The sequence below is a fragment of the Cupriavidus taiwanensis genome (genome assembly GCF_900249755.1).
GTDB lineage: Bacteria > Pseudomonadota > Gammaproteobacteria > Burkholderiales > Burkholderiaceae > Cupriavidus > Cupriavidus taiwanensis_D.
Map to the genome: position 1 here is coordinate 335,563 of NZ_LT976854.1, position 21,774 is coordinate 357,336.

The 21,774-nt window shown below is 65.2% G+C and carries 11 protein-coding genes; 6 read left to right on the forward strand and 5 right to left on the reverse strand.

The genetic code is table 11. From position 1 onward, the window contains the following. The first annotated feature begins 292 nt into the window (after positions 1 to 292). The 6 genes from CBM2594_RS17395 to CBM2594_RS17415 all read left to right on the forward strand — a co-directional run bounded on the left by CBM2594_RS17395 (position 293) and on the right by CBM2594_RS17415 (position 15,731). Positions 293 to 1,813 carry a class I adenylate-forming enzyme family protein gene (locus tag CBM2594_RS17395; protein ID WP_116358073.1) on the forward strand — a complete coding sequence of 507 codons (1,521 nt, stop codon included), beginning with the start codon at positions 293 to 295 and terminating at the stop codon, positions 1,811 to 1,813. Positions 1,814 to 1,867: 54 nt separating this feature from the next. After that, on the forward strand, positions 1,868 to 2,839 hold the full coding sequence (locus CBM2594_RS17400; protein WP_116358074.1) for a Bug family tripartite tricarboxylate transporter substrate binding protein: 972 nt from the start codon (positions 1,868 to 1,870) through the stop codon (positions 2,837 to 2,839). A gap of 395 nt (positions 2,840 to 3,234) precedes the next feature. Then, positions 3,235 to 3,825: a hypothetical protein gene (locus CBM2594_RS17405; RefSeq protein ID WP_116358075.1), complete on the forward strand. Its 591-nt coding sequence runs from the start codon at positions 3,235 to 3,237 to the stop codon at positions 3,823 to 3,825. Between the two features lie 85 nt (positions 3,826 to 3,910). After that, entirely contained in the window at positions 3,911 to 12,727 is an 8,817-nt protein-coding gene (locus tag CBM2594_RS17410) for a two-partner secretion domain-containing protein (RefSeq protein WP_116358076.1), read from the forward strand. After that, positions 12,724 to 13,101: a DUF6984 family protein gene (locus CBM2594_RS27140; protein WP_284496023.1), complete on the forward strand. Its 378-nt coding sequence runs from the start codon at positions 12,724 to 12,726 to the stop codon at positions 13,099 to 13,101. The genes CBM2594_RS17410 and CBM2594_RS27140 overlap by 4 nt, the downstream gene beginning before the upstream one ends. Positions 13,102 to 13,967: 866 nt before the next feature. Continuing rightward, a complete protein-coding gene (locus tag CBM2594_RS17415; RefSeq protein WP_198048167.1) occupies positions 13,968 to 15,731 on the forward strand; it encodes a ShlB/FhaC/HecB family hemolysin secretion/activation protein in 1,764 nt (587 codons plus the stop codon). Positions 15,732 to 15,762: 31 nt separating this feature from the next. Here the strand turns inward: CBM2594_RS17415 and CBM2594_RS17420 are convergent, their stop codons facing one another. From CBM2594_RS17420 to CBM2594_RS17440, 5 genes are all read right to left on the reverse strand, one after another. Continuing rightward, the gene (locus CBM2594_RS17420; protein WP_116358078.1) at positions 15,763 to 16,629 is read right to left on the reverse strand and encodes an FAS1-like dehydratase domain-containing protein; all 867 of its coding nucleotides are present in this window, start codon (positions 16,627 to 16,629) and stop codon (positions 15,763 to 15,765) included. Between the two features lie 42 nt (positions 16,630 to 16,671). Next, entirely contained in the window at positions 16,672 to 17,493 is an 822-nt protein-coding gene (locus CBM2594_RS17425) for an HpcH/HpaI aldolase/citrate lyase family protein (protein ID WP_116358079.1), read from the reverse strand. Between the two features lie 8 nt (positions 17,494 to 17,501). Continuing rightward, positions 17,502 to 18,884, reverse strand: coding sequence for an MmgE/PrpD family protein (locus tag CBM2594_RS17430; protein WP_116358080.1), 1,383 nt, complete (start codon positions 18,882 to 18,884; stop codon positions 17,502 to 17,504). Positions 18,885 to 18,957: 73 nt separating this feature from the next. Then, a complete protein-coding gene (locus CBM2594_RS17435) occupies positions 18,958 to 20,154 on the reverse strand; it encodes a CaiB/BaiF CoA transferase family protein (protein WP_116358081.1) in 1,197 nt (398 codons plus the stop codon). Between the two features lie 9 nt (positions 20,155 to 20,163). Then, positions 20,164 to 21,333, reverse strand: coding sequence for an acyl-CoA dehydrogenase family protein (locus tag CBM2594_RS17440; RefSeq protein ID WP_116358082.1), 1,170 nt, complete (start codon positions 21,331 to 21,333; stop codon positions 20,164 to 20,166). Positions 21,334 to 21,774: the final 441 nt, after the last annotated feature.

Genomic DNA, 21,774 nt, shown 5'->3' on the forward strand with positions numbered 1-21,774 from the left:
CAGCGCGCCATGGCCAAAGCCCTTGCTGTGCCGGCCGATTGTAGGGGCCACTTCGGATTCGTTGCTTTATCAATCCGGAAGGCGTCCTTCGCGGCGACGGAACCACCCGTGCCCGGCAGCGTTCGCCAGGGCTGCCCGCCGGGGACCGTGGCGTGGACGAACACCACCTTAGTGAATTCCAAATGGCTGCGGCGCGAGGCTTGCCGCAAACTGATGCGGCCAGTTTTGATGTGGCCGGGTGCATTCCGCCGCATATCCGACTCAGCCCGCATTCGAGAGATCCACCAGCACCATGTCTTCCTTCCGCCCCCGCTTTATCCACGAGATCCCCGCCCACTGGGCCGCGCAGACACCGCAGGCGCCATGCCTGTACGAGAGCGGTGCCGTCATCAGCTATGGCGAGCTGTGGCGGCGCATCGAAGCCGCGCGCGACTGGCTGGCTGGGCAGGGCGTAGGCGAGGGCGACCGCGTCATGGTGGTCGGCGAGAACTGCAACGAGATGGTAGTCACGCTGTTCGCCTGCAGCCTGCTGCACGCCTGGCCGATCAACGTCAACGCACGCCTGTCCGCGCGCGAGATCGACAATATCCGCGACCACGCGCAGCCGGCGCTGGCGCTGTTCACCGGCCATGTCTCCGACGTTGCCGCGGCGCACGGCGAGCGGCTGGGCGCACAGCCTACGGGTTGCGCGGTCTATGACGATGGCATGCGCGTGGCGCATGCGGCCAGCGCGCCGCAGCGCGAGCCCGCCGAGCTGGCTGGCCGCGTCGCCACGCTGATCTACACCTCCGGCACCACTGGCGCGCCCAAGGGCGTGATGGTGCCGCACGCCGGCCTGACGCAGTTCGCGCGCATCTCCGCCACTTCGCGCGACATGGGCCCGGCCGACGTGGCGTACGGTGCGCTGCCGATGTCGCATATCTTCGGCATCGCCACGGTGCTGATGGCCACCCTGTACGCCGGCGCCAGCCTGTTCCTGCGCCCGCGCTTCGACGCCAATGAAGTGTTCGAGGCGCTGGCCACGCCCGGCGTCACCATCCTGCAGGGCGTGCCGACCATGTTCACGCGCATCATGGCGGTCGCGCCCGCGGCGGGCGCCAAGCCCGGCGCCTATCCGCGCCTGCGCTACCTCTATACCGGCGGCGCTCCGCTCGATCCCACGCTCAAGCGCGACGTCGAAACGCTGTTCGGTCAGCCGCTGCACCACGGCTACGGCATCACCGAATACGCCGGCTCGCTCTTCATTACGCGCATGGACGCCCCGCGTGCCGATTGCTCGGCCGGCTATATCGTCGAAGGCGTCGAGATCGAAATCACCGACGCCGAAGGCAAGCCGCTGCCCGCCGGCGAACGCGGCCAGATCCGCGTGCGCGGCCCCGGCGTGATGGTGGGCTACTACCGCAATCCCGAACAGACCGCCGAGGCGCTGCTGCCCGGCGGCTGGCTCAATACCGGCGACCTCGGCTATCTGGATGCCGACGGCGCGCTGTTTATCTCGGGCCGCTCCAAGGACCTGATCATCCGTTCCGGCTTCAACGTGTATCCGATCGAAGTGGAGTCGGTGATCAACGCCTTTGCCGGCGTGCGCCAGTCCGCCGTGGTGGGGCGCACCACGGGCGACGGCAACGAAGAGGTGGTGGCCTTCATCGAACTGCAGGAAGGCGCCGAACTCGACCGCAAGGCGCTGGATACCTACCTGCGCGACAGCCTGGCGCCGTACAAGAGGCCGGCCGAAGTCCGCACCGTCGACGTGATTCCGACCACGGCGAGCGGCAAGCTGCTCAAGCAGCCGCTGCGCGCCATGCTCGACTAAGGCCGCGGGGCACGGGGCCCCGGGCACTACAGCCATCCCTGGAGGAGAACATAAATGAAAACATGGAAGACGCTGGCCGCGCTGACCGCCACGCTGTTGCTGCAAGGGGCGGCATGGGCCGCCGATGCCTATCCGTCGCGCCCGGTCAAGCTGCTGGTCGGCTACGCCCCCGGCGGGCCGGTCGACACCGCCGCGCGCATCTACGCCGAGCAACTGGGCCGCGTGCTCAAGCAGCCGGTGGTGGTGGACAACCGCGCCGGCGCCAGCGGCGCGATCGCCGCCGACATGACCGCCAAGGCGGCGCCGGACGGCTATACGCTGTATTTCGTCGCCAGCCCCACCATGACCATGACCCCGCTGATCCAGCACGCGGTCAACTTCAACCCGGTCAAGGACTTCACCTACATCGGCCTGATCACGGACTACACCAACGTGCTGCTGGTGAACAAGGACTTCCCGGCAAAGAACGTGGGCGAGCTGGTCGATTACGCGCGCAAGAACCCTGAGGGCGTCTCGTTCGGCTCCGCGGGCGTGGGCGCGTCCAACCACCTGTCGGCCGAACTGCTGGCGCAGATGAACAACGTGAAGATGCTGCACGTGCCGTACAAGGGCAACGCGCCCGCGATGGCCGACGTGATGAGCGGCAAGGTCACCTTCATGTTCGATATCACCGGCACCGCCATCGGCCATATCAACGGCGGCAAGGTGCGGGCGCTGGCGGTCACGTCGAAGACGCGCAACCCGGCGCTGCCGAACGTGCCGACCATGATCGAGTCGGGCCAGAAGGACTATGACCTGACCGGCTGGTATGCGCTGGTGGGGCCGCAGAAGCTGCCGGCCGATGTGGTCGACAAGCTGGTCAAGGCGCAGAAGACGGTGGGCGAGGATGCCGCGTTCCGGCAACGGATGACTGCCGGCGGTTACGACGTCAATATCAGCACGCCCAAGGCGCTGGGGGACCGGATCCAGCGCGAGCTGGCGTTGTGGGGTGGGGTGGTGAAGAAGGCGAATATCCGGGCGGATTGAGGGTTTGTGGATATTGCGGAGGGGCCGGCGGATGCCGGCCTTTTTGCTTTTTGGGAGGGATTTTTGGGACTGCGCCGTGTTGATCGGGCGTTTGCGCTCCGGCGATCTACGCTGGCCATTTTCCTTAGAAATATTTTTGTAAATTCGAAATTTCCAAGAAATCGTAGAAATGTTCGGATCGTAATATTCTGGATGTAACGCATAACGCACGAAGATTTTCGCATAAATCAACCTGATACGTCACATGCAGTAAACGTTTTCATTGTTTTATAAGTTTTAAGGCAAGTCTGATAGACGCATTAGTCTGGGAAGCAGTTAATTCGTTCACTGCCGGCGATCATATTTATTGATGCCGTCAGGAGGAGCGATTAACCCACCCGCAGAGGACTTGAGCAATGAAAAAATTGGCGATGTACGCAGGTCTGGTTTCCAGTGTCGCGCTGTTTGCCGCTTGCGGCGGCGGGGGCGATGATGGCAATGCCGGCACTTCCCCGCCGGACCAGTCTGCCGTAAATGGCGGCGCCTCCAGCCCAACCCTCACGCCCGCGCCCGCCGCGTTCTCCTGCCCCGATAGCTACAGGAAACTCACGCTGTCCAACAGCGCGGTGCCGAACGCCAACATGTCCGTCGCGACCGACGACGGCATCGCCAGGCTGACCGTCAAGACACCGGCCACGGGCCTTGCCAACGTCACGATCTGCCTCGGCAAGCCTGATCCGCTCCCAGCGGGCATCGTTGCCGATTACGTCTACGAGGTCAAGACGGACGGCGGCTACGCCAGCCTGCTCAACCCGCAAATCAGCCTGACCTTTACCACGCCGGCTGCGCTTGCAGCCGCACCGGCCATCGAAGTGGTCCAGAGCACTACCAATGGCGTCACCTACGCCGTCGCGCCAGGCAGCCAGGGCACCGTGAATGGCACCAACGTGAACGTGACCGCCTCGGCGCCTGCCGCCGGGGTGTACGTGGTGCGGCTGCCGCACTGATTCCTGCCCCTTCAAATCGTCGCCAGGGCGCGCAGGAACGCAGCCTGGTGGTCCTGCATCGGTCATCCGCGTCTCGCATCCGGGTATGAATCGGAATCTCTATCGCCTTGTCTTCAACGCCGCGCGCGGCATGCCGGTTGCCGTGCCGGAATGTGCCACGGGATGTGGCAAGGGCCGGCAGGCGGGATTGCGTTCTGCTGCCGGAATCGCCCAATCCGCGCGCATTGCGCGCTTTGCGATCCCGGCACTTGCGCTGGCTGTCTGGATCGCTGCTGGCGTGCCATGCGCGCAAGCGCAGGTGGTCGCGGATCCAAACTCTGGCGCCAACCGCCCGACGGTAGTGCAGACCGCCAATGGCTTGCAGCAGGTCAATATCACTCGCCCGTCGGCGGCTGGCGTTTCGGCCAACGCCTACGCGCAATTCGATGTGCCGCGCCCGGGGATCATCCTGAACAATGCGCCGACGCCGGTTTCCACCCAGCAGGCCGGCTATGTCAACGGCAACCCCAATCTGCTGCCGGGCGGATCGGCACGCATCATCGTCAATCAGGTCACCGGCTCGTCTCCCAGCCAGTTGCAGGGCTATGTCGAGGTGGCGGGTCCCAGATCGGAGGTGGTCATCGCCAATCCGAATGGATTGATGGTCAATGGCCTGGGCTTCATCAATACCAGCCGGGCCACGCTCACCACCGGCACGCCGGTATTCGGGGGCGGCGGCAGCCTCGATGCATTCCGCGTCACCGGCGGACAAATCGTGGTCCAGGGCGACGGCATCAACGCAGCCTATGCCGACCAGGTGGACCTGATCGCACGCGCGGTGCAGGTGAATGCGGCGGTCTATGGCAACCAGTTGAATGTCATCGCCGGCGCCAGCCAGGTGGATCGCGCCACGCTGGCTGCCACACCGATTGCCGGCCAGGGAGCCGCACCTGCCCTGGGCATCGATGTGTCGCAACTCGGCGGCATGTATGCCAGCAAGATCATGCTGGCTTCCACCGAGCATGGCGTGGGGGTGTCATTGCGTGGCGTTGCCGCCGCCCAGGCGGGCGAGCTGACGCTGACAGCCCAGGGCAAGCTGGTGCTGGCCGGACAAACCAATGCCAGCGGAAACCTGGTGGCCTACGCGCGCGACGGCATCGACAACAGCGGCACCACGTACGGCATGCAAGGTGTGTCGATCAACACCGATGGCGTGCTGGCCAATACGGGCACGCTGGCCAGCCAGCAATGGCTCAACGCCTATGCCGGCAGTGTCGCCTCTACAGGCACGCTGGCCGCTGGCGTGAACGCCGATGGCTCGGCCGCCGCACCGGCCGACCTTGCCGTGGTTGCTACCGCCGGCGCACTGACCGCCACTGGCCACAACCAGGCCAGCGGCCATGCGACGCTGCAGGGTGCGGGCATGGACCTGGCCGGCAGCCAGACCTCGGCGGGCGGCAACCTGAACCTGCAGGCTGGCGCGGGCGAGCTGGATCTGACCGGTGCCACCACCCGCGCGGGCGCGGCGCTCAATGCTGCGGCGGGCGGTGCGCTGGTCAACGACGGAGGCCAGCTCTCCAGCCACGGCGGCCTGGTGCTGCAGGCGGACAGCCTATCGAACCAGGGCGGCCAGATCGTGGCGGAGCAGGCCATCACCTTGAAGGTGACCGGCGCAGTCAACAATACGCAGGGCACGATCCAGGCCAGCGGCGCGCTGTCGACGCAAGCTGGCGCGCTCGACAACACGGCGGGCCGCATCGTGTCACTCAACGGCGACGGCCTGTCCGTCGCCACCAGCGGGGCACTGGTCAACGCCGCCGGCACGACCGCCAATGGTGCCGAGGGCGGGCTGATCGGTGGCAACGGCAATGCGGTGCTCAATGCCGGCGCGCTGGCCAACCACGGCCGGATCAATGCGCTCGGCGACGTAACGCTCCACACGCAGGCGCTCGACAACGACAACGGCAAGCTGACCGCGGGCGGCACGCTGGCCGCCAGTATTGCGGGCGCCGCGACCAACCGCAAGGGCGCGCTATCCGCCGCCACGCTGAAGCTGGACACCGCCGCCCTTGACAATACAGGGGGCCGAGTCGAAGGCGACCGGCTTGCGATCACCGCCACTGGCGACCTGCTCAATCGCAACGGAACCATCAACCAGTACGGCGCCAGCGATGCCACGGTGCGCGTTGGCGGCACGCTCGACAATGCGCAAGGCACGCTTGCGGCCAATGGTGCCAACTTCTCCGCATCGGCCCAGACCATCGCCAATGCGGGTGGCAGGATCCAGCATGCCGGCGCCGGGCTGCTGACGGTGACGAGCGAAAGCGAACTCTCCAACACCGCGGGCACGATCGAAACCAACGGAGCGCTGCAAGCTACGGCGGCCGCGCTGGACAACGCAGGCGGCAGCATGTCGGCCCAGGGCCAGGCCACCATTGCCACCAGCGCCGACCTGCTCAACCGCCACGGCAAGCTGTATGGCAAGGACGGCTTGACGCTTGGCAGCGGCGGCCAGATTGACAACACCGGCGGCTCGGCACAGACCGATGGCGACCTCGCCGCCATCGCTGCCGGCAAGCTCGTCAATGCCAGCGGCACGCTGGCCGCCAATGGCGCGCACGGCCAGCTTGGTGTTTCCGCCGCGAGCTTCGACAACACCCTCGGTCACCTGACCAACGCCGGCGACGGGGCCACCACGGTGACGGCGACCTATGCGCTGACCAATACCGGCGGCACGCTGGGCGGCAACGGCGACGTCATCGTCAATGCGCAGGATCTCAACAACACCGCCGACGGCCAGGTGCTCGCCAGTGGCGCGCTGGCGCTCAACACCCGGCGTCGCGCGGACAACTCGGGCGGCCTGCTCTACGGCGGCAAGGGTCTGGTGCTGGACCAGGCCGACGCCACGTTAGTCAATGACGGCGGCCAGATCCAGAGCGAGACCGACGCTTCCATCGATGTCGCGATCCTGAGCAACGCCGGCGGCACGATCAAGGCCAATCAGGACATCGCGGTCAAGGGAGCGGTGTCGGGCAGCGGCGAGATGACCGCCGGGCGCAACCTGGTGCTCGACGTGGCCGGCGACTATCTCAACGATGCCGCGAACCGGCTGCACGCCGATGGCAACATGCGCGTTGCCGCCACCGGCACCCTGACCAACACCGGCACGCTGGCCGCGGTGGGGGATCTGACCGTGGCCGGCGCCGACGTCGTCAACGCCGCCGGCGCGGACATGAACGGCAAAACTACTACGGTGAGCGCCGCCGGCACCCTCGCCAACGCCGGGCGCATCGAGGGCGATACCGTCCAGACTACGAGCGGGACCACGGCCAATACCGGCACCATCATCGGCAACAACGTGACGGTGCAGGGCAACGACATCACCAATAATGGGGCTGCGGCGTTGATGGCGGCGGCGGAAGCCCTCAACGTCTACGCCGCCCACTCGGTCCAGAACCTCGATGGGGCGACGTTCTACAGCGCCGGCACCCTGCAGATCGCCCGCGACGGCGTTCGCGACCCTGCCACGGGTTTGCTGGCCAACCAGACCAGTGTGCTCACCAACCGGTCGGCGACGATCGAAGCGGAAGGCGATATCGACATCGCGGCAAGCCAGGTCAGCAATACGCGTAGCAGCATCGTCACCGAGCCGGGCGCTCCCGTCACGAGTGCGGCGCAAACGCTGAGCCTGTGGGATGCGGACATGAGCGGAGCCGACCTGAACTTCCACCAAAGCGTAACGTTCCCAAGCTGGTATTGGGAAGGCGGGAATGCCCCAGTCAGCGCCAGCCGCACCTACGCCCTGATGCAGCCCGTGACCCTGACGGTAGACAAAACCGCCGTCACGGATCTAAATGCCACGGACCAGTCCTTTGCTTTCACCAAGCCTCCGGTCGAACAGTACTTTGACGCCAGTTCCCGAGTCATCTGCTCCGATTGCCTGCCCGCGCAGCCCCTGACGCGCAACCTCACCAGCAACCCGACGCAGTATTACCAGTCCATCACGGATAACGGCGATACCTACAGCATCACCTTTTGGCCGGACTGGGATCCGGCCAGGAACATCCGTCCGGACCAGGTGCGGATCCGCTTCGATCTGGGCGTGGACAGCCACGACTACAGCGAAACCTCGCGGTCGGTCACGACCACCACCGCCACGGACCGCCTGGTGAGCGCAAGTGATCCCGCAAAGCTGCAGGCGGGTGGCGCCATCCGCATCAACAGCGACGGGGGCAACATCCTCAACCAGTCGTCCATCATGGCCGCCGGCGGTGACCTCGTGCGCTTGGCCGCGGGCGGCTCGGTGCAGGATGTCGGCACGGTTCTGCAGCATTCCGTCAGCACGACGGAAACGTCGACCTTCTACTGGCACCAGAAGACCGGCGGCAACAATGACACCCAGGTGGTGCCGTATCCCACCACACCTCAAGCCCCGCAAACCGTGGATGCACTGCCGGCCATCGCCTCTGCCAATCAAATGGTGCAGACGACCGCACAGGATATCTCCGTCCTCACCGTCAACCGCCGCGGCGAGACCGTGACAGGCAGCGGCGTCTCGGGCGGCGACGCCACTGCCAGCCCGGTTCGCGGTGCAAACGGCAACACCGACCGGCCACAGACGGTGGGTACGGCCGGCGGCGGATTGCCGGAACTGACCCTGCCAACCAATGGCCTGTATCGCTATCAGACCGCGCCCGCCGCCACCTATCTGGTTGCCACCGACCCGCGCTTCACGCAGTACGGCCGGTTCATTTCCAGCGATTACATGCTGCGCCAACTCGGCATGGATCCGACGATGCTGCAGAAGCGCCTGGGCGACGGCTTCTACGAGCAGAAACTGATCCGCGACCAGGTGACGCAACTGACCGGGCGCACCTTCCTGGCCGGCTACAGCGACCAGATGGATGAGTACAAGGCGTTGATGGACAACGGTGCGGCCTACGCCAGGTCGTTCAACCTGGCGCCGGGCATTGGCCTGTCCGAGGACCAGATGGCGCAGCTCACTACCGACATGGTGTGGCTGGTGTCGCAGGACGTGACGCTGCCGGACGGCACGCGCCAGTCGGTGCTGGTGCCCCGGCTGTACCTGGCCCATAGCCATGCCGTAGACCTCACCAGCACCGGTGCGTTGGTGACGGGCAGCAAGGTCAAACTAGATGCCTCCGGTGAGCTGGCCAATAGCGGCCGGATAGTGGGCGACCTGACGACGCAGGTGTTCGGCAGCAACATTGTCAACTGGGGCGAGATCGGCGGGGCCGGTCCCACCGTGGTTCAGGCCCAGCAAGACGTGCGGAACCTTGGCGGGCGCATCAGTGGCACCGACACACTCGTGTCTGCCGGGCGCGACGTGATCAACGAGACGCAGACAATCTCCAATGAAAGCACGATGGGCGCCCACACGGTAGGCGCCACGGGGATCGGATCGGTGGCGTCCATCTCGGGCACAGGCAACGTTGCCGTTCAGGCTGGACGCGACGTCAATATCGCCGGCGGCATGGTGGAGGCGGGGAACCATGCACAGCTGGCCGCAGGCCGTGATCTGAACATCGGCACGGTGGCGGTTGGCACCACACAGGATTCCAGCTCGCGCGATGGCCAGAGCTATTACCACGACCAGACCGCCATCGGCGTGGGCAGCAGCGTTCGGGCGGGCGGCAACGTCGCGGTGGTGGCCGGCCGCGATGCGACGCTCACCGGCTCGACTGTCGACGCGGGGAGCAATGCTTCGGTGATCGCGGGCCGCAATGCCACGGCGACGGCATCACTGGATTCGAACACGCATAGCGAGGGATCGCTTGGCGGAAAGAACGCGCAATACACCAAGTCGTCTTACGGTGAGGTGGCGCGCGGGAGTTCCGTGCAGGCTGGCAACAACGCAACGCTGGCTGCCGGGCAGGCGCAGCTGGCAGCTACCGTGCTGGGCGAAAGCGGCATCAGGATGTCGCCGGAGGCAGCCGCCGTGCCAACGGGCACCGGCAACCTTGCGGTTCTGGGTTCGACCGTTGGCACCGATAAGGGAACCGCTACCTTGACCGGTACCGGTACCGGTGACGTGACCGTCGGTACGATCAACGAAACGCATAGCGCGCAAGGCTGGTCGCAGACCAATCGGTCCGGCTTCCTGTCAAAGGAGCAGACCACGAAGGAGTACAGCGAAAGGCAAGCCATCGCGGTCGGATCGCTGATCTCGGCCGACAGTGTCTCTGGCAGCGCCGGACGCGACCTGACCGTGGCAGGCTCCAACGTCCCCGCTACCCACGACGTGAACCTGGCCGCAGGCCGCGACCTCACTATTATGAGTGCGCAGAACACCGGTTCCAGTCATCGTTTCGAGCGCACCACCAAGTCAGGGCTTGGCGCCACCGGGTCCGGCTTGTCCTATGGCAAGTACGAGCAGAAGGACGCGACCAACGATAACGCCGTCACGCAGACGGCAAGCCTGGTGGGCAGCACCGATGGCAGTGTCCACCTGAATGCGGGCAGCGCATTGAGGGTTACAGGCAGCGAGTTGCTTGCGGCGAAGGACATCACGGGCGTGGCGGCTGATGTCACGATCGAAGCGACAAAGGGAAGCCGGCATCACGATGAAACCCACGAGGTCAAGCAGAGCGGCTTTACGCTTGGCGTGTCGGGCGGCGCCATCGGCGCTGCCCTCGATGCCGGCAACAAGATGAGTTCTGTCGGCAAGAGCCAGGACGGGCGTGCTGCGGCACTGTGGGGCATCGCTTCTGCGCGCGACGCATTCGATGCGGGCAGCGCGCTCGCTAACGGAGCCAACCCAGCAACCGGTGCGGCGGTGACGCTCTCGTGGGGCTCCAGCCAAAGCAAGCAGACGCTGGCCGAGGATAGCGCCACGCATAGCAGTTCACGCGTCACGGCAGGCGGCACCGTTGCCTTCGTTGCGACCGGCATTGACGCCGATGGCAACCAGACGGCCGGCAACCTGAATATCATCGGCTCCGACGTGGCCGCAAACAAGGTGGCATTGGGTGCCAGGAACGACATCAACGTCGTGTCCGCCACGGACACAAACGAAAGCCACAGCACCAGCAAGTCGAGCAGCGCCAGTGTCGGCATTTCGTATGGTGCGCAGGGATTTGGCGTATCGGCGTCGGGCTCCAGGGCCAAGGGCAACGCGGACAGTACCGGGGCCACCCATGTCAACAGCCATGTGAGCGGCAAGGAGTCGGTGGCTTTTGTGTCGGGCAATGACACCAACATCCTCGGCGCCACAGTCAATGGCGGCAAGGTCGTGGGCGACGTAGGTGGCAACCTCAATATCGCCAGCCGACAAGACACCGAGGAAATGCGCGCCAGGCAGGAAAGCATGGGCGGCGGCTTCAGCATCGGCCAGGGAGGCGGATCGGCCAGCGTCTCCGCGAGCAAGGGCAAGGCGAGCGGCAGCTATGCGAATGTGAGCGAGCAGTCGGGGATCTACGCGGGCGACGATGGCTTTGACATCCGCGTCGAGGGCAATACCGATCTCAAGGGTGCGGTGATAGCCAGCGCGGGCGGCAAGGACAAGAACCGCCTCGACACCGGGACGCTCAGTTTCAGCGACATCCAGAACCACTCGGACTACAGCGCGACTTCGTTCGGCGTGTCGGCCGGCATTACCGCTGGCTCACAGAACGAAGAGAAGAGCAGCGGACCAACCTCAGGCAAGAACACCGGCGGCATCAGCCCGATGATTCCCCAACACAAGAGCGGCAGCCAGAATGGCATCGCAAGCAGTGCTATTGCGGATGGCACTGTCAGCATCCGCGATGCGGGGAACCAGAAGCAAGACCTTGCGGAGCTCAAGCGCGACACGAGCGGGACCAATACCTCGGTGGGGAAGAATCCGGACCTGAAGGATGTGCTCGACAGGCAGTCGGACATGCTGAACGCGGCGCAGGCGGCGGGGGAGGCGGTGGCAAAGACGGTGGGCCAGGTTGCCAATGCCAAGCAGGAGGAAGCGCAGAATCGATACAACGCCGCCGCAGAAGCGTACAGGCAGGATCCGAGCGTAGAGAACCAGTTGACGATGGCTGCGGCACAGGCCGATGTGGACGGCTGGAAGGAGGGCGGCGAGTATCGCGCCATGCTCCACAGCGCGGGCGGTGCACTTATTGCCGGGGTGGGCGGCGGCAATGCGCTGGCAGGCGCTGCTGGGGCGGCTGCGGCATCGCTACTGGGTCCAAAAATTCAAGATGGCGTGACCACTACCTACACTTACGTCAATTCCGGCAATAGCGACCTGGATCAAGCGATTGCCAATATCGCCGGCAATATCGCTGCGGGTGGTATCGGAGCAGTGATCGGTGGCGGTGCAGGTTCAACGACCGCCTCGATTGTGGACCGGTTCAATCGCCAGCTGACATATGCCAAGCCCGAGGACATAAGGACAATCGCGAAAAAGGAAGCTGCGAAGGCTGGCATGACCCCAGCGCAGATGGAAAGGGCTATGGATGTGGTGCTGGGTACCTACTACGATGAGACGGGCATACCGAAAGACGAGGGCGTTACCTACGAACAGTACATGAAGGCCCAGACTGTACTGCTGTCGCAGCCGGCCAACTCACCGATTGCCAAAGAATATGCCGAAGCTCAGCGGGGGGTGCTGCCGCAGTTTGCTTATGGGGATACGGACTCTGCGCCGAATCTCGGGCGCTTGCCAATATTCTCGAATCCAAACGTAGCGTTCGGAAACAATCCGAATCAGGCATATCACACATTCCGTCATATTGACGAGGCCGGCTTGCCGCGTGCAGAAGTTCAGGCAGCGATTGGAGACCGTCTCAACGCAATCGGGCCGGCATTACCCTCAGGACCCTACAATGGAACGGTGGTTGTGGGCGGAAAGTTAGTTGACTTCGTTGGCTTCAAGGGCCAAGACGGCAACGTAAATGTTGGCCGCATTACGGTACGGGGTGCGAAATGAGTTGGCGAGAAATATCAAGTGCAGAAGCGTCTCTCGTGACATTTCTTTGTGAGATTTCACAGAACGTGGATTGCCCTACGGAATGGTCGAGTTTTCAAGTCAGAAATCTGGATGATGGCGCGATGGGGAGTTTTCAAATTTCAGTCTCTTCGAATCCAGAAATCCGAGGCGTCAGGCGGGTTGCCTCTACTGGACAGGCATTCGACTTGGACGGAGTACTTGTCATCGCCACATTGTTCGTTGACGAGGCAAACATTCCTTGCGAAGTGGATATTTGGAAGGTCAATTTCGAACCGCTGCGCCGAATGCCGACGACTTGGAGTGCTGCCGATATTCCCAAGCTTCCAGGCGGTGGCTTGTGGCCGTCAGCCTAGTTTCGCACCTGGCCGGGCGCTTGGGAATGGGTGAATCCGAGAATTTGGCAAGGGAAGTGAATAAAATGATATCCGATAAATCGATGATAATTGCATTCAACAAAGTTAGGTATTGCGTAATCGCAATCCTGATCGTGGGGCTTCTTTGGGTTTCCCGCATTCAAGTTTCTCCACAAGTCGTATGAATATCTTGTTGTAATCCATGTTGTGGTTTTCGTTTCCGTCTTGTTGCTCGTGATTGGTCTGCTGTATCGCTGTCCATTCTGTAGAACGGTACCAAGAGGTCATCCGATCCCCTATGTTGATTTGGCTCCGACTCGTTGCAGAGTGTGCGGACACTGGCTCACCGCGAACGATAACTCGGCACGAAATTCCGACTGAGCATCGACGCCATATGGGTGATCGATCGCGTCGCTCGTTCGATCAAATATTGTGACAGCGATTCGGGGGCACGGTACACGACAAATACAGTACTCGATCCGTCGTCGAGCCCGATATGCTGGGCTCGCCGTGCCGCGTATCGTGCATCACCGACAAAGTTTGGTTTTCGGGTAATCCAATGAGGATATTGATCGAAGGTTCACTGGAATAAAGGAGCAACTATGGCAATTGGTGGCGGCCCAACACCAGATCAATGGAAGAAGATGAGTCGATCAGAAAAAGTTCTTTACTTTCTATTCACTGGATTCGTATTTCTGGCAGTTGTATATATCGCTTGCGAGAAATGGATCCATAATTTCAGGTGAATGTGGGTCGGATTAACGTGCATCTGATCGATGGTAACGGCCAAGATGGTCATGTTGCCGTGAGAAAGGCTCCTAGCCAGATAGCCAGGCATTGGGGCCGAAGCAGTAGGATTAAACTCCATGAAGCACCCTCATTCTGACGAGGCGCGCAGGGCGCGTGCTCTTTCCCTTTGTGTCGCCTTCCTCTTTTTACTTCCTTCATCTGTGTTCGCACAGCAAGTTGCCACTTCTGTTGCTGCCGAACAAGAACAGCGCGCCCGGGAGCAGCAAGAAGCCCGCGAGCGCGCCCAAGCCGTGCAAGCGTCTGCGGTCCGCGCAGACGCTGCGGGGCCAGTCGAATACCCGGCCCTGCCGCTCGAGTCGCCTTGCTTCCCCATCGACCGCTTCACGCTAGACGTCCCGACCGACCTGCCAGAAGCTGCCAAAGCACAAGGCACTTCCGCCTTGCCCCAAGATCCCTTCGCCTTTGCCCTGACATGGCTCAATCACTACCAAGGCGCCTGCGTTGGCAAGCAAGGTCTGGAGGTACTCACCAGGGGCGTCTCCCAGGCCATCCTTAGCCGCGGCTACGTCACCACGCGTGTATTGCTGCCGCAGCAGGATCTGAGCACCGGCACGCTGCGCCTGGCATTGATCCCCGGCCTCATCGGAGAACTCCGCTTTGCCGATCCCGAAACACGCGGCACCTGGAAGTCCGCGTTCCCGTCGCGCTCGGGAGAGCTCCTCAACCTGCGCGACCTGGAGCAAGGGCTGGAGCAGCTGAAGCGCGTGAGCAGTCAGGATGCCGACATGCAAATCGTGCCGACTCCCACACCCGGCGTCAGCGACGTGGTCGTTACGGTCAAGCGCGCCAAGCCGTGGACGTTCGTGGCCTCGGTCGATAACTCTGGCACGCGCTCGACCGGCAAGCCTCAGGGCAACCTGAGCCTAGCCGTCGACAACCCACTGGGCCTCAATGACCTGTTCAACGTCGGATACAGCCAGGATCTGGCGTTCAGTGACAAGCGCCGAGGCACGCACGGCTGGAACGGCTTCTATTCGGTGCCGTGGGGCTACTGGACCGGCACGCTGTCGGCCTATTCCAACACCTATTTCCAGCAGATTGCCGGCGTCAACCAAACCTTCGTGTCCAGCGGCGATTCGCGGACAGTCGACCTGAAGCTGCACCGCGTGATCCGGCGCAGCCAGAACGATGTGTTGGGACTGCAGTTCCGACTGTCGCGCCGCTTCGGGCACAGTTTTATCGAGGACACGGAGATTACCCAGCAGCGGCGCAACAACACCGTGCTGGAGGCTGGTTTCACCGACCGCCACTATTTCGGTGCGGCGCAGTTTGACGGCACGCTCGCGTACCGCCAGGGCATTGGCGGATTCGGGTCGCAGGATGACACCCTGGCCGCGATCGGTGGGCCGACCTGGCGATTCCGGATGCTTGTCGCGGATGCCAACCTGTCGGTGCCGTTCAAGGTGGGCGAATTTCCGCTTCGCTATGTCACGACCTTCCGTGGTCAGTACACCAATGACCGGCTTTATTCACTGGACGCCATGACCATCGGCAGCCGCTACACCGTGCGTGGTTTCGACGGGGAGCGGCTGCTGGCCGGCGACAGCGGCTTTTACTGGCGCAATGAATTGCAGCTGCCGCTTGGCGCAACCGGCCAGGCGCTGTACGCCGGTCTCGACTATGGCAGCGTTTTCGGGCCGTCGACGGCAGGCCTTGCCGGTACGCGCCTGGCCGGTGCGGTGATTGGGTTGCGCGGCGGCTTCGGTCCTGGCTTTGGCCGGCTGTTCTATGACCTGTTCGCCGGCATGCCGGTGTACAAGCCGGCAACGTTTCACACCGCCAGCGTGGCAGGCGGATTCCAGTTCGTCTACCAGTACTGACGACGGGACTAGCCGCCCGCGCCCCCTGCCTTTACCCCTCCACCTCCGCCCACCCCTGCATCGCCTGCCCCCCCGCATCATCCCCCGTCCACAACACCAGCCGCCCCGGCTGCGTCGGATCCGCCGCACCACCCACAGTAATCGTGTCCTGGTCGAACAACGGCGCCAATCCGCGGAAGCCGAAGCGCTTCACTTGCGCCTTGGGTTGCTCGCGTGCCACCAGGTCCAGCATCAGCATGGCCTGCATCGGGCCGTGCACCACCAGGCCGGGATAGCCTTCGACTTCGCGCGTGTACTGGCGGTCGTAGTGGATGCGGTGGCCGTTGAAGGTCAGGGCCGAATAGCGGAACAGCATGACCGGGTCGGCCTGCAGCGTGCGCTGCCATTGCGCGGTGTGTTCCAGGCGCGGGCGCGGCGGTTGCGGCTTGCTGGGATCCGGCATGGCGCGGTAGACGATGTCGTGGCGCTCGTTGATGGCGGTCTTGCCGTTGACGGTCAGTTCGTGGTCGACGGCGACGAACCACAACTCGCCGCTGCGGCCGGTCTTGTGCTGGACGTCGGCGATGGTGGAGGTGCGCGTGACGGTGTCGCCGATATGCAGCGGATGGCTGAAGCTGAGTTCGCTGCCGGCCCACATGCGGCGCGGCAGCGGCACCGGCGGCATGAAGCCGCCGAGCGTTGGATGGCCGTCGCGGCCCAGTTCGCGCTGCGGCGCGCGCGGAAGGAAATAGAGCCAGTGCCACAGCGGCGGCAGCGGGCCGGCGGCGACTTCGTCGGGGTCCAGGTCGAAGGTGGCGGCGAGGCCGGCGACCGGCTCCGGCGTCAGGGTTTCGGTGCGCGCTTCGCTGCGGCCGATCCAGCCGCGCAGGCGTTCGAGTTCAGAGGTGGCGTCAGTCATGGCAGGTGGCCTTCGGATGCATGAGGGGAGTCGGATGCCGCGTTATGGCGCCAGCGCCAGCAGCCGGCGGGCCTGCTCGATCACGGGCCGGTCGACCATCTTGCCATCGACCTGCACCGCGTGGCTGCCGCTGGCGGTGGCGTCCAGCACGCGCCGGGCCCAGTCGAGCTGCTCGGGGCTGGGCAGGAAGCCGGCGCGGACCGCGCCCAGCTGCGCCGGGTGGATGCAGAGCTTGCCGGCAAAGCCGAGTTCGCGCGCGTAGGCGACGTCGCTGGCGAGCACGGCTTCGTCCTTGAGCGCGGTGGTCACGCCGTCGACCGGCGGCGGCAGGCCGGCCACGCGCGAAGCCAGCACGATGCGCGCGCGCGCGAAGGCGAGCGCGTCGCGGGTATGGCTGCAGCCCAGGTCGACCGCATAGTCGAGCGAGCCGAAGGCCAGGCGCGCGACGCCGCTGGCGGAGGCCACGGCGTCGACGTGGTGCAGGCCGAGCGCGGTCTCGATGATGGCGACCAGCTCGCCCTTGGCGTTGATCGCTTGCAGGGTTTGCGCGATGGTGGCCAGCGCGACAGGGTCGGCCTTGGGCACCAGCAGCCCGGCCAGCGCGGTGCCGGCGGGCAGTGCGCGCAGCCAGGCCAGGTCCGCGGCAAACGCGGGCGAGGCGCTGTCGTTGATGCGCACGAACGCGCTGGCGCCGGGCCGGCCGGCCAGCCATGCGGCGATGGCTTCGCGCGCGGCGGGCTTGGCATCCGGATGGACCGCGTCCTCGAGGTCGAGGATCATCACGTCGGGGCCGGCGGCAGCGGCCTTGTCGAAGCGCTCGGGCCGGTCGCCCGGCACGAACAGGTAAGTGACGGCAGTGGACATGGCGGTGCTCAGCGTGCGGCGGGGAGCCAGTCGTTGACGTTGGGCGCCTCCTCCAGCGCCCACACGCGCGCGATGATGGCGCGCATCTCGGCCTCGCTGGCGCCGTTGCGGAACGCGCCCAGCTGCAGCGCCTTCGCTTCCAGCTCCGGACGCGACAGCGTGTTGTCGGGATCGCCCTTGGGCACGTCGACGCGCGCGGCCAGCGTGCGGCCGTCGGTGGTCCTGGCCGTCACGCGGCCGATCCACTGGCGCGGGTAGGCGGCGTTGATCTCGGCATCGAGCTCCATCTCGACCTTGCCGCGGAATGCGGCCACCGCCGGGTCCTGCAGCGCATGCTGCTCGAACTCGCCCAGGCCGGCGTGGCCGTGCACGGCCACCAGCCCCAGCACGGTGCCCATCGAGAACTTGGCCTGGTGGATGGTGGCGGGATTGACCACGGGACCGAGCACGTCGATGGCGCCCTGGTGCACGTGCGTGGTGACGCTGGCGATCTGGTCGGCGGCAACGCCTTCGCGCTGCATCAGCGCCTTGAGCGCATCGGCGGCGGGGTGCGTGTGGCGGCACGAGGCGAAGAACTTGAACGAGGTCTCGGCGGTGGCCCAGCGCGTGCCCAGGCCATCGGTCAGGCAGGCGGGGTTGGCATCGCTCGACATGCCGGCGGCCATGCCCTGGGCGCCTTCCAGGATCTGCTTCGCGCCGGTGAAGCCGGCGCGCGCCAGCCACGCCGACTGCAGGCCGTCGGCCGCGGCCTTGGCGGTGTGCAGCTGCTTGGAGTCGGCGGCGTCGCGCAGGAATTCCCACAGGCCGGCGGCCTGGGTGCCGGCCGAGCCCAGCGCCTGGTTGATGCCTTCGGCATCGAGGCCGAACAGCTTGGCCACCGCGGCGGCGGCGGCGAGCGTGCCGACGGTGCCGGTGGTGTGGAACACGCGGTAGTGCGAGCGGCCCATGAACTCGCCGATGCGGATGCCGGCCTCATAGCCGGCGATCGAGGCCAGCAGCACTTCGGCGCCGGTCTTGCCCTCGGCCTGCGCGGCGGCGACCACGGCCGGGAACACCACCGCGGCCGGATGCAGCACCGAGCCGTTGTGCACGTCGTCCTGCTCGACCACGTGCGACGAAGCGCCGTTGATCAGCGCGGCGAAGTAGGGCGAGGTGCGGCGGCGGTCCACCAGCACTTCGGCGGCGCCGTCGGACGGGCCCATCGCCGCGGCGAATTCCTGCAGCTTGCGCACCGCGGGGGCATCCTTGCCGGCGATGGCCGAGGCGATCCAGTCGAGGAACAGGTCCTTGGTGCGCTCGATCACGGGCGCGGGCACGTCGGCCAGCTTGAGGTTGGCCAGGAAATCGCAAAGCTGGCGGGTCGGGTAAGTGGTGTCTGCGGCTTGGCTCATGCCGGCTCCGGAGATTTGAACAGGGCTTGCGGAAGGGGAAGGGCGCCCGGTGTGACTGGGCGCCGGTGTCGGCTCAGATGGTGCGCTGGCTTGCCAGGGCGTCGATGTCGCTGTCGCCGTAGCCCAGCTCGGCCAGGATGCTGCGGCTGTGCGCGCCCAGCGCCGGCACGTCGCCCATCACGGGTTCGACGCCCGACAGGTTGGCGGGCGGCAGCAGCGCGCCGATCGGGCCATTGGGCGTGGCCACTTCGCGCCAGCGCTGGCGCGCCTGCAGCTGCGGATGGTTCCACACCGCTTCGATGTCGTTCATCGGCGCGTTGGCGATCTGCGCCTGGTCCAGCAGCGCCTCGGCCTGCGCCACCGTCAGCGACGCAAAGCGGGCTTCGATCAGCGCGGTGAGTTCGGCGCGGTTGCGCACGCGCGCGGTATTGCTGGAATAACGCTCGTCCTGCGCCAGCGCGCGGTTGCCGAGCACGATCTCGCAGAAGTTGGCGAACTCGCGTTCGTTCTGCACGCTGAAGATCACGCTGCCATCGCTGGTGCGATGCACGCCATACGGCGCGATGGTCGGATGCGAGGCGCCGAAGCGCGCCGGCGGCGTGCCGCCGTAGTGGCCGAAGTAAAGCACCTGGTTCATCCACTCGGCCATGGCCTCGAACATGGTCACCTGCACGCGCAGGCCCTTGCCGGTGCGCCCGCGCTGCAGCAGCGCCGACAGGATGCCGCTGTAGGCATACATGCCGGCCGAGATGTCGGCGATCGACACGCCGGCGCGCGACGGCTCGTTGGGGCCGCCGGTCAGGCCGACCAGGCCGGCGGCGGCCTGGATCAGCAGGTCGTAGGCCTTCTTGTCGCGATAGGGGCCCGAGTCGCCGTAGCCGGAGATGTCGCAGACGATCAGCTTGCCGTACTTGCCGTGCAGGGTGTCGAAGTCCAGGCCCATGCGCGCGGCGGCGCCGGGGGCGAGGTTCTGCACCAGCACGTCGGCATCGGCCAGCAGCCGGTGCAGGATGGACTGCGCCTCGTCGTTCTTCAGGTCCAGCGTCAGGCTTTCCTTGCCGCGGTTGAGCCAGACGAAATACGAGGCCTGGCCGTGCACCGACTGGTCATAGCCGCGCGCGAAGTCGCCCACGCCGGGACGCTCGATCTTGATCACGCGCGCGCCCAGGTCGGCCAGCTGGCGCGTGGCGAAGGGCGCGGCCACGGCGTGCTCGAGCGAGACCACGCGAATGCCGTCGAGCGGGCGGATGCCTTGGGGGGATTGGGACATGTAGGGTTCTCAGAACGAACGCGGCAACTCGAGCACGTGCTCGGCCACGTAGGACAGGATCAGGTTGGTGGAGATCGGCGCCACCTGGTACAGGCGGGTCTCGCGGAACTTGCGCTCGATGTCGTATTCGGCGGCGAAGCCGAAGCCGCCATGCGTCTGCAGGCAGACGTTGGCGGCCTCCCACGAGGCGTCGGCGGCCAGCAGCTTGGCGATATTCGCTTCCTTGCCGCAAGTCTTGCCGGCGTCGAACAGCCGCGCGGCCTTGTAGCGCATCAGGCTGGCGGCCTCGACGTTGACGTACGCGCGCGCGATCGGGAACTGCACCGCCTGGTTCTGGCCGATCGGGCGGTCGAACACGATGCGGTCGCGCGCGTAGTTGCTGGCGCGCCCGACGAACCAGTAGCCGTCGCCGATGCACTCGGCGGCGATCAGGATGCGCTCGGCGTTGAGGCCGTCGAGGATGTACTTCAGGCCCTTGCCTTCCTCGCCGATCAGGTTTGCGGCGGGGACTTCCAGGTTGTCGAAGAACAGCTCGTTGGTCTCGTGGTTGACCATGTTGCGGATCGGCTTGACCGTCAGGCCCTTGCCGATGGCATCGCGGAGGTCGACCACGAATACCGACAGGCCGTCGGACTTGCGCTTGACCTGGTCCAGCGGCGTGGTGCGCGCCAGCAGCAGCATCAGGTCCGAGTGCTGCACGCGCGAAATCCACACCTTCTGGCCGTTGACGATGTACTTGTCGCCCTGGCGCACCGCGGTGGTCTTGAGCTTGGTGGTGTCGGTGCCGGTAGTCGGCTCGGTCACGGCCATCGACTGCATGCGCAGCTCGCCCGAGGCGATCGCCGGCAGCCAGCGCTGTTTCTGCGCTTCGGAGCCATGGCGCAGCAGGCAGCCCATCACGTACATCTGCCCGTGGCAGGCGCCGGAGTTGCCGCCGCTGCGGTTGATTTCCTCCATGATGACCGACGCCGCGGTCAGCGACAGCCCGGAGCCGCCATAGGCTTCGGGGATCAGCGCCGACAGCCAGCCGGCCTGCGTCAGCGCCTGGACAAAGCTCTCGGGAAAGGCTTCCTGCTCTTCCACCCGTTGCCAGTACGCCGAATCGAAGCCCGCGCACAGGCTGCGCACCGCCTCGCGGATTTCGGGGTACAGCTGGTCGGGATCCTGGTCTGCGTGCATGGTCGCCGGGTCGATTGGAAACTGGGGCCATTATTCCCGAGCCCCCTGCACGCCGAAATTCGGATTTGCGAAAGAGCGGCTTAGGGGCGGCTTAGGTGCGACTCAGGTGCGACTCAGGTGCGGCTTAGGTGCGGCTTACGTGCGCTGCAAGCGGTGCAGCGGGGCGGCGCGGCAGTGCGCGCAAGCCGGCCCCGACATGCGAAACGCCCGGCGAACCGGGCGTGCAAGGTGCGGCGCGCGCAGCGCCAGTGGAGGGTAGGGCCGGTGCTTCCGGCACGGCCTGCCGGTCAGTGGACGAAGAGCCAGATCAGGACCAGGACAAAAGCCGGAACACCAAGTAGCCAGGCGAGGATATAGGGCATGGTGCAACTCCATGGGATGGCAGTGGTTGGTGATTCCAATATAGGAATGCCGCGCCGGCGGGACTGTCGGGGAGGTTCC

Coding starts and splice junctions, on each gene's coding strand:
- CBM2594_RS17395 (WP_116358073.1), top strand. CDS start 293: ATGTCTTCCTTCCGCCCCCGCTTTATCCACGAGATCCCCGCCCACTGG.
- CBM2594_RS17400 (WP_116358074.1), top strand. CDS start 1,868: ATGAAAACATGGAAGACGCTGGCCGCGCTGACCGCCACGCTGTTGCTG.
- CBM2594_RS17405 (WP_116358075.1), top strand. CDS start 3,235: ATGAAAAAATTGGCGATGTACGCAGGTCTGGTTTCCAGTGTCGCGCTG.
- CBM2594_RS17410 (WP_116358076.1), top strand. CDS start 3,911: ATGAATCGGAATCTCTATCGCCTTGTCTTCAACGCCGCGCGCGGCATG.
- CBM2594_RS27140 (WP_284496023.1), top strand. CDS start 12,724: ATGAGTTGGCGAGAAATATCAAGTGCAGAAGCGTCTCTCGTGACATTT.
- CBM2594_RS17415 (WP_198048167.1), top strand. CDS start 13,968: ATGAAGCACCCTCATTCTGACGAGGCGCGCAGGGCGCGTGCTCTTTCC.
- CBM2594_RS17420 (WP_116358078.1), bottom strand. CDS start 16,629: ATGACTGACGCCACCTCTGAACTCGAACGCCTGCGCGGCTGGATCGGC.
- CBM2594_RS17425 (WP_116358079.1), bottom strand. CDS start 17,493: ATGTCCACTGCCGTCACTTACCTGTTCGTGCCGGGCGACCGGCCCGAG.
- CBM2594_RS17430 (WP_116358080.1), bottom strand. CDS start 18,884: ATGAGCCAAGCCGCAGACACCACTTACCCGACCCGCCAGCTTTGCGAT.
- CBM2594_RS17435 (WP_116358081.1), bottom strand. CDS start 20,154: ATGTCCCAATCCCCCCAAGGCATCCGCCCGCTCGACGGCATTCGCGTG.
- CBM2594_RS17440 (WP_116358082.1), bottom strand. CDS start 21,333: ATGCACGCAGACCAGGATCCCGACCAGCTGTACCCCGAAATCCGCGAG.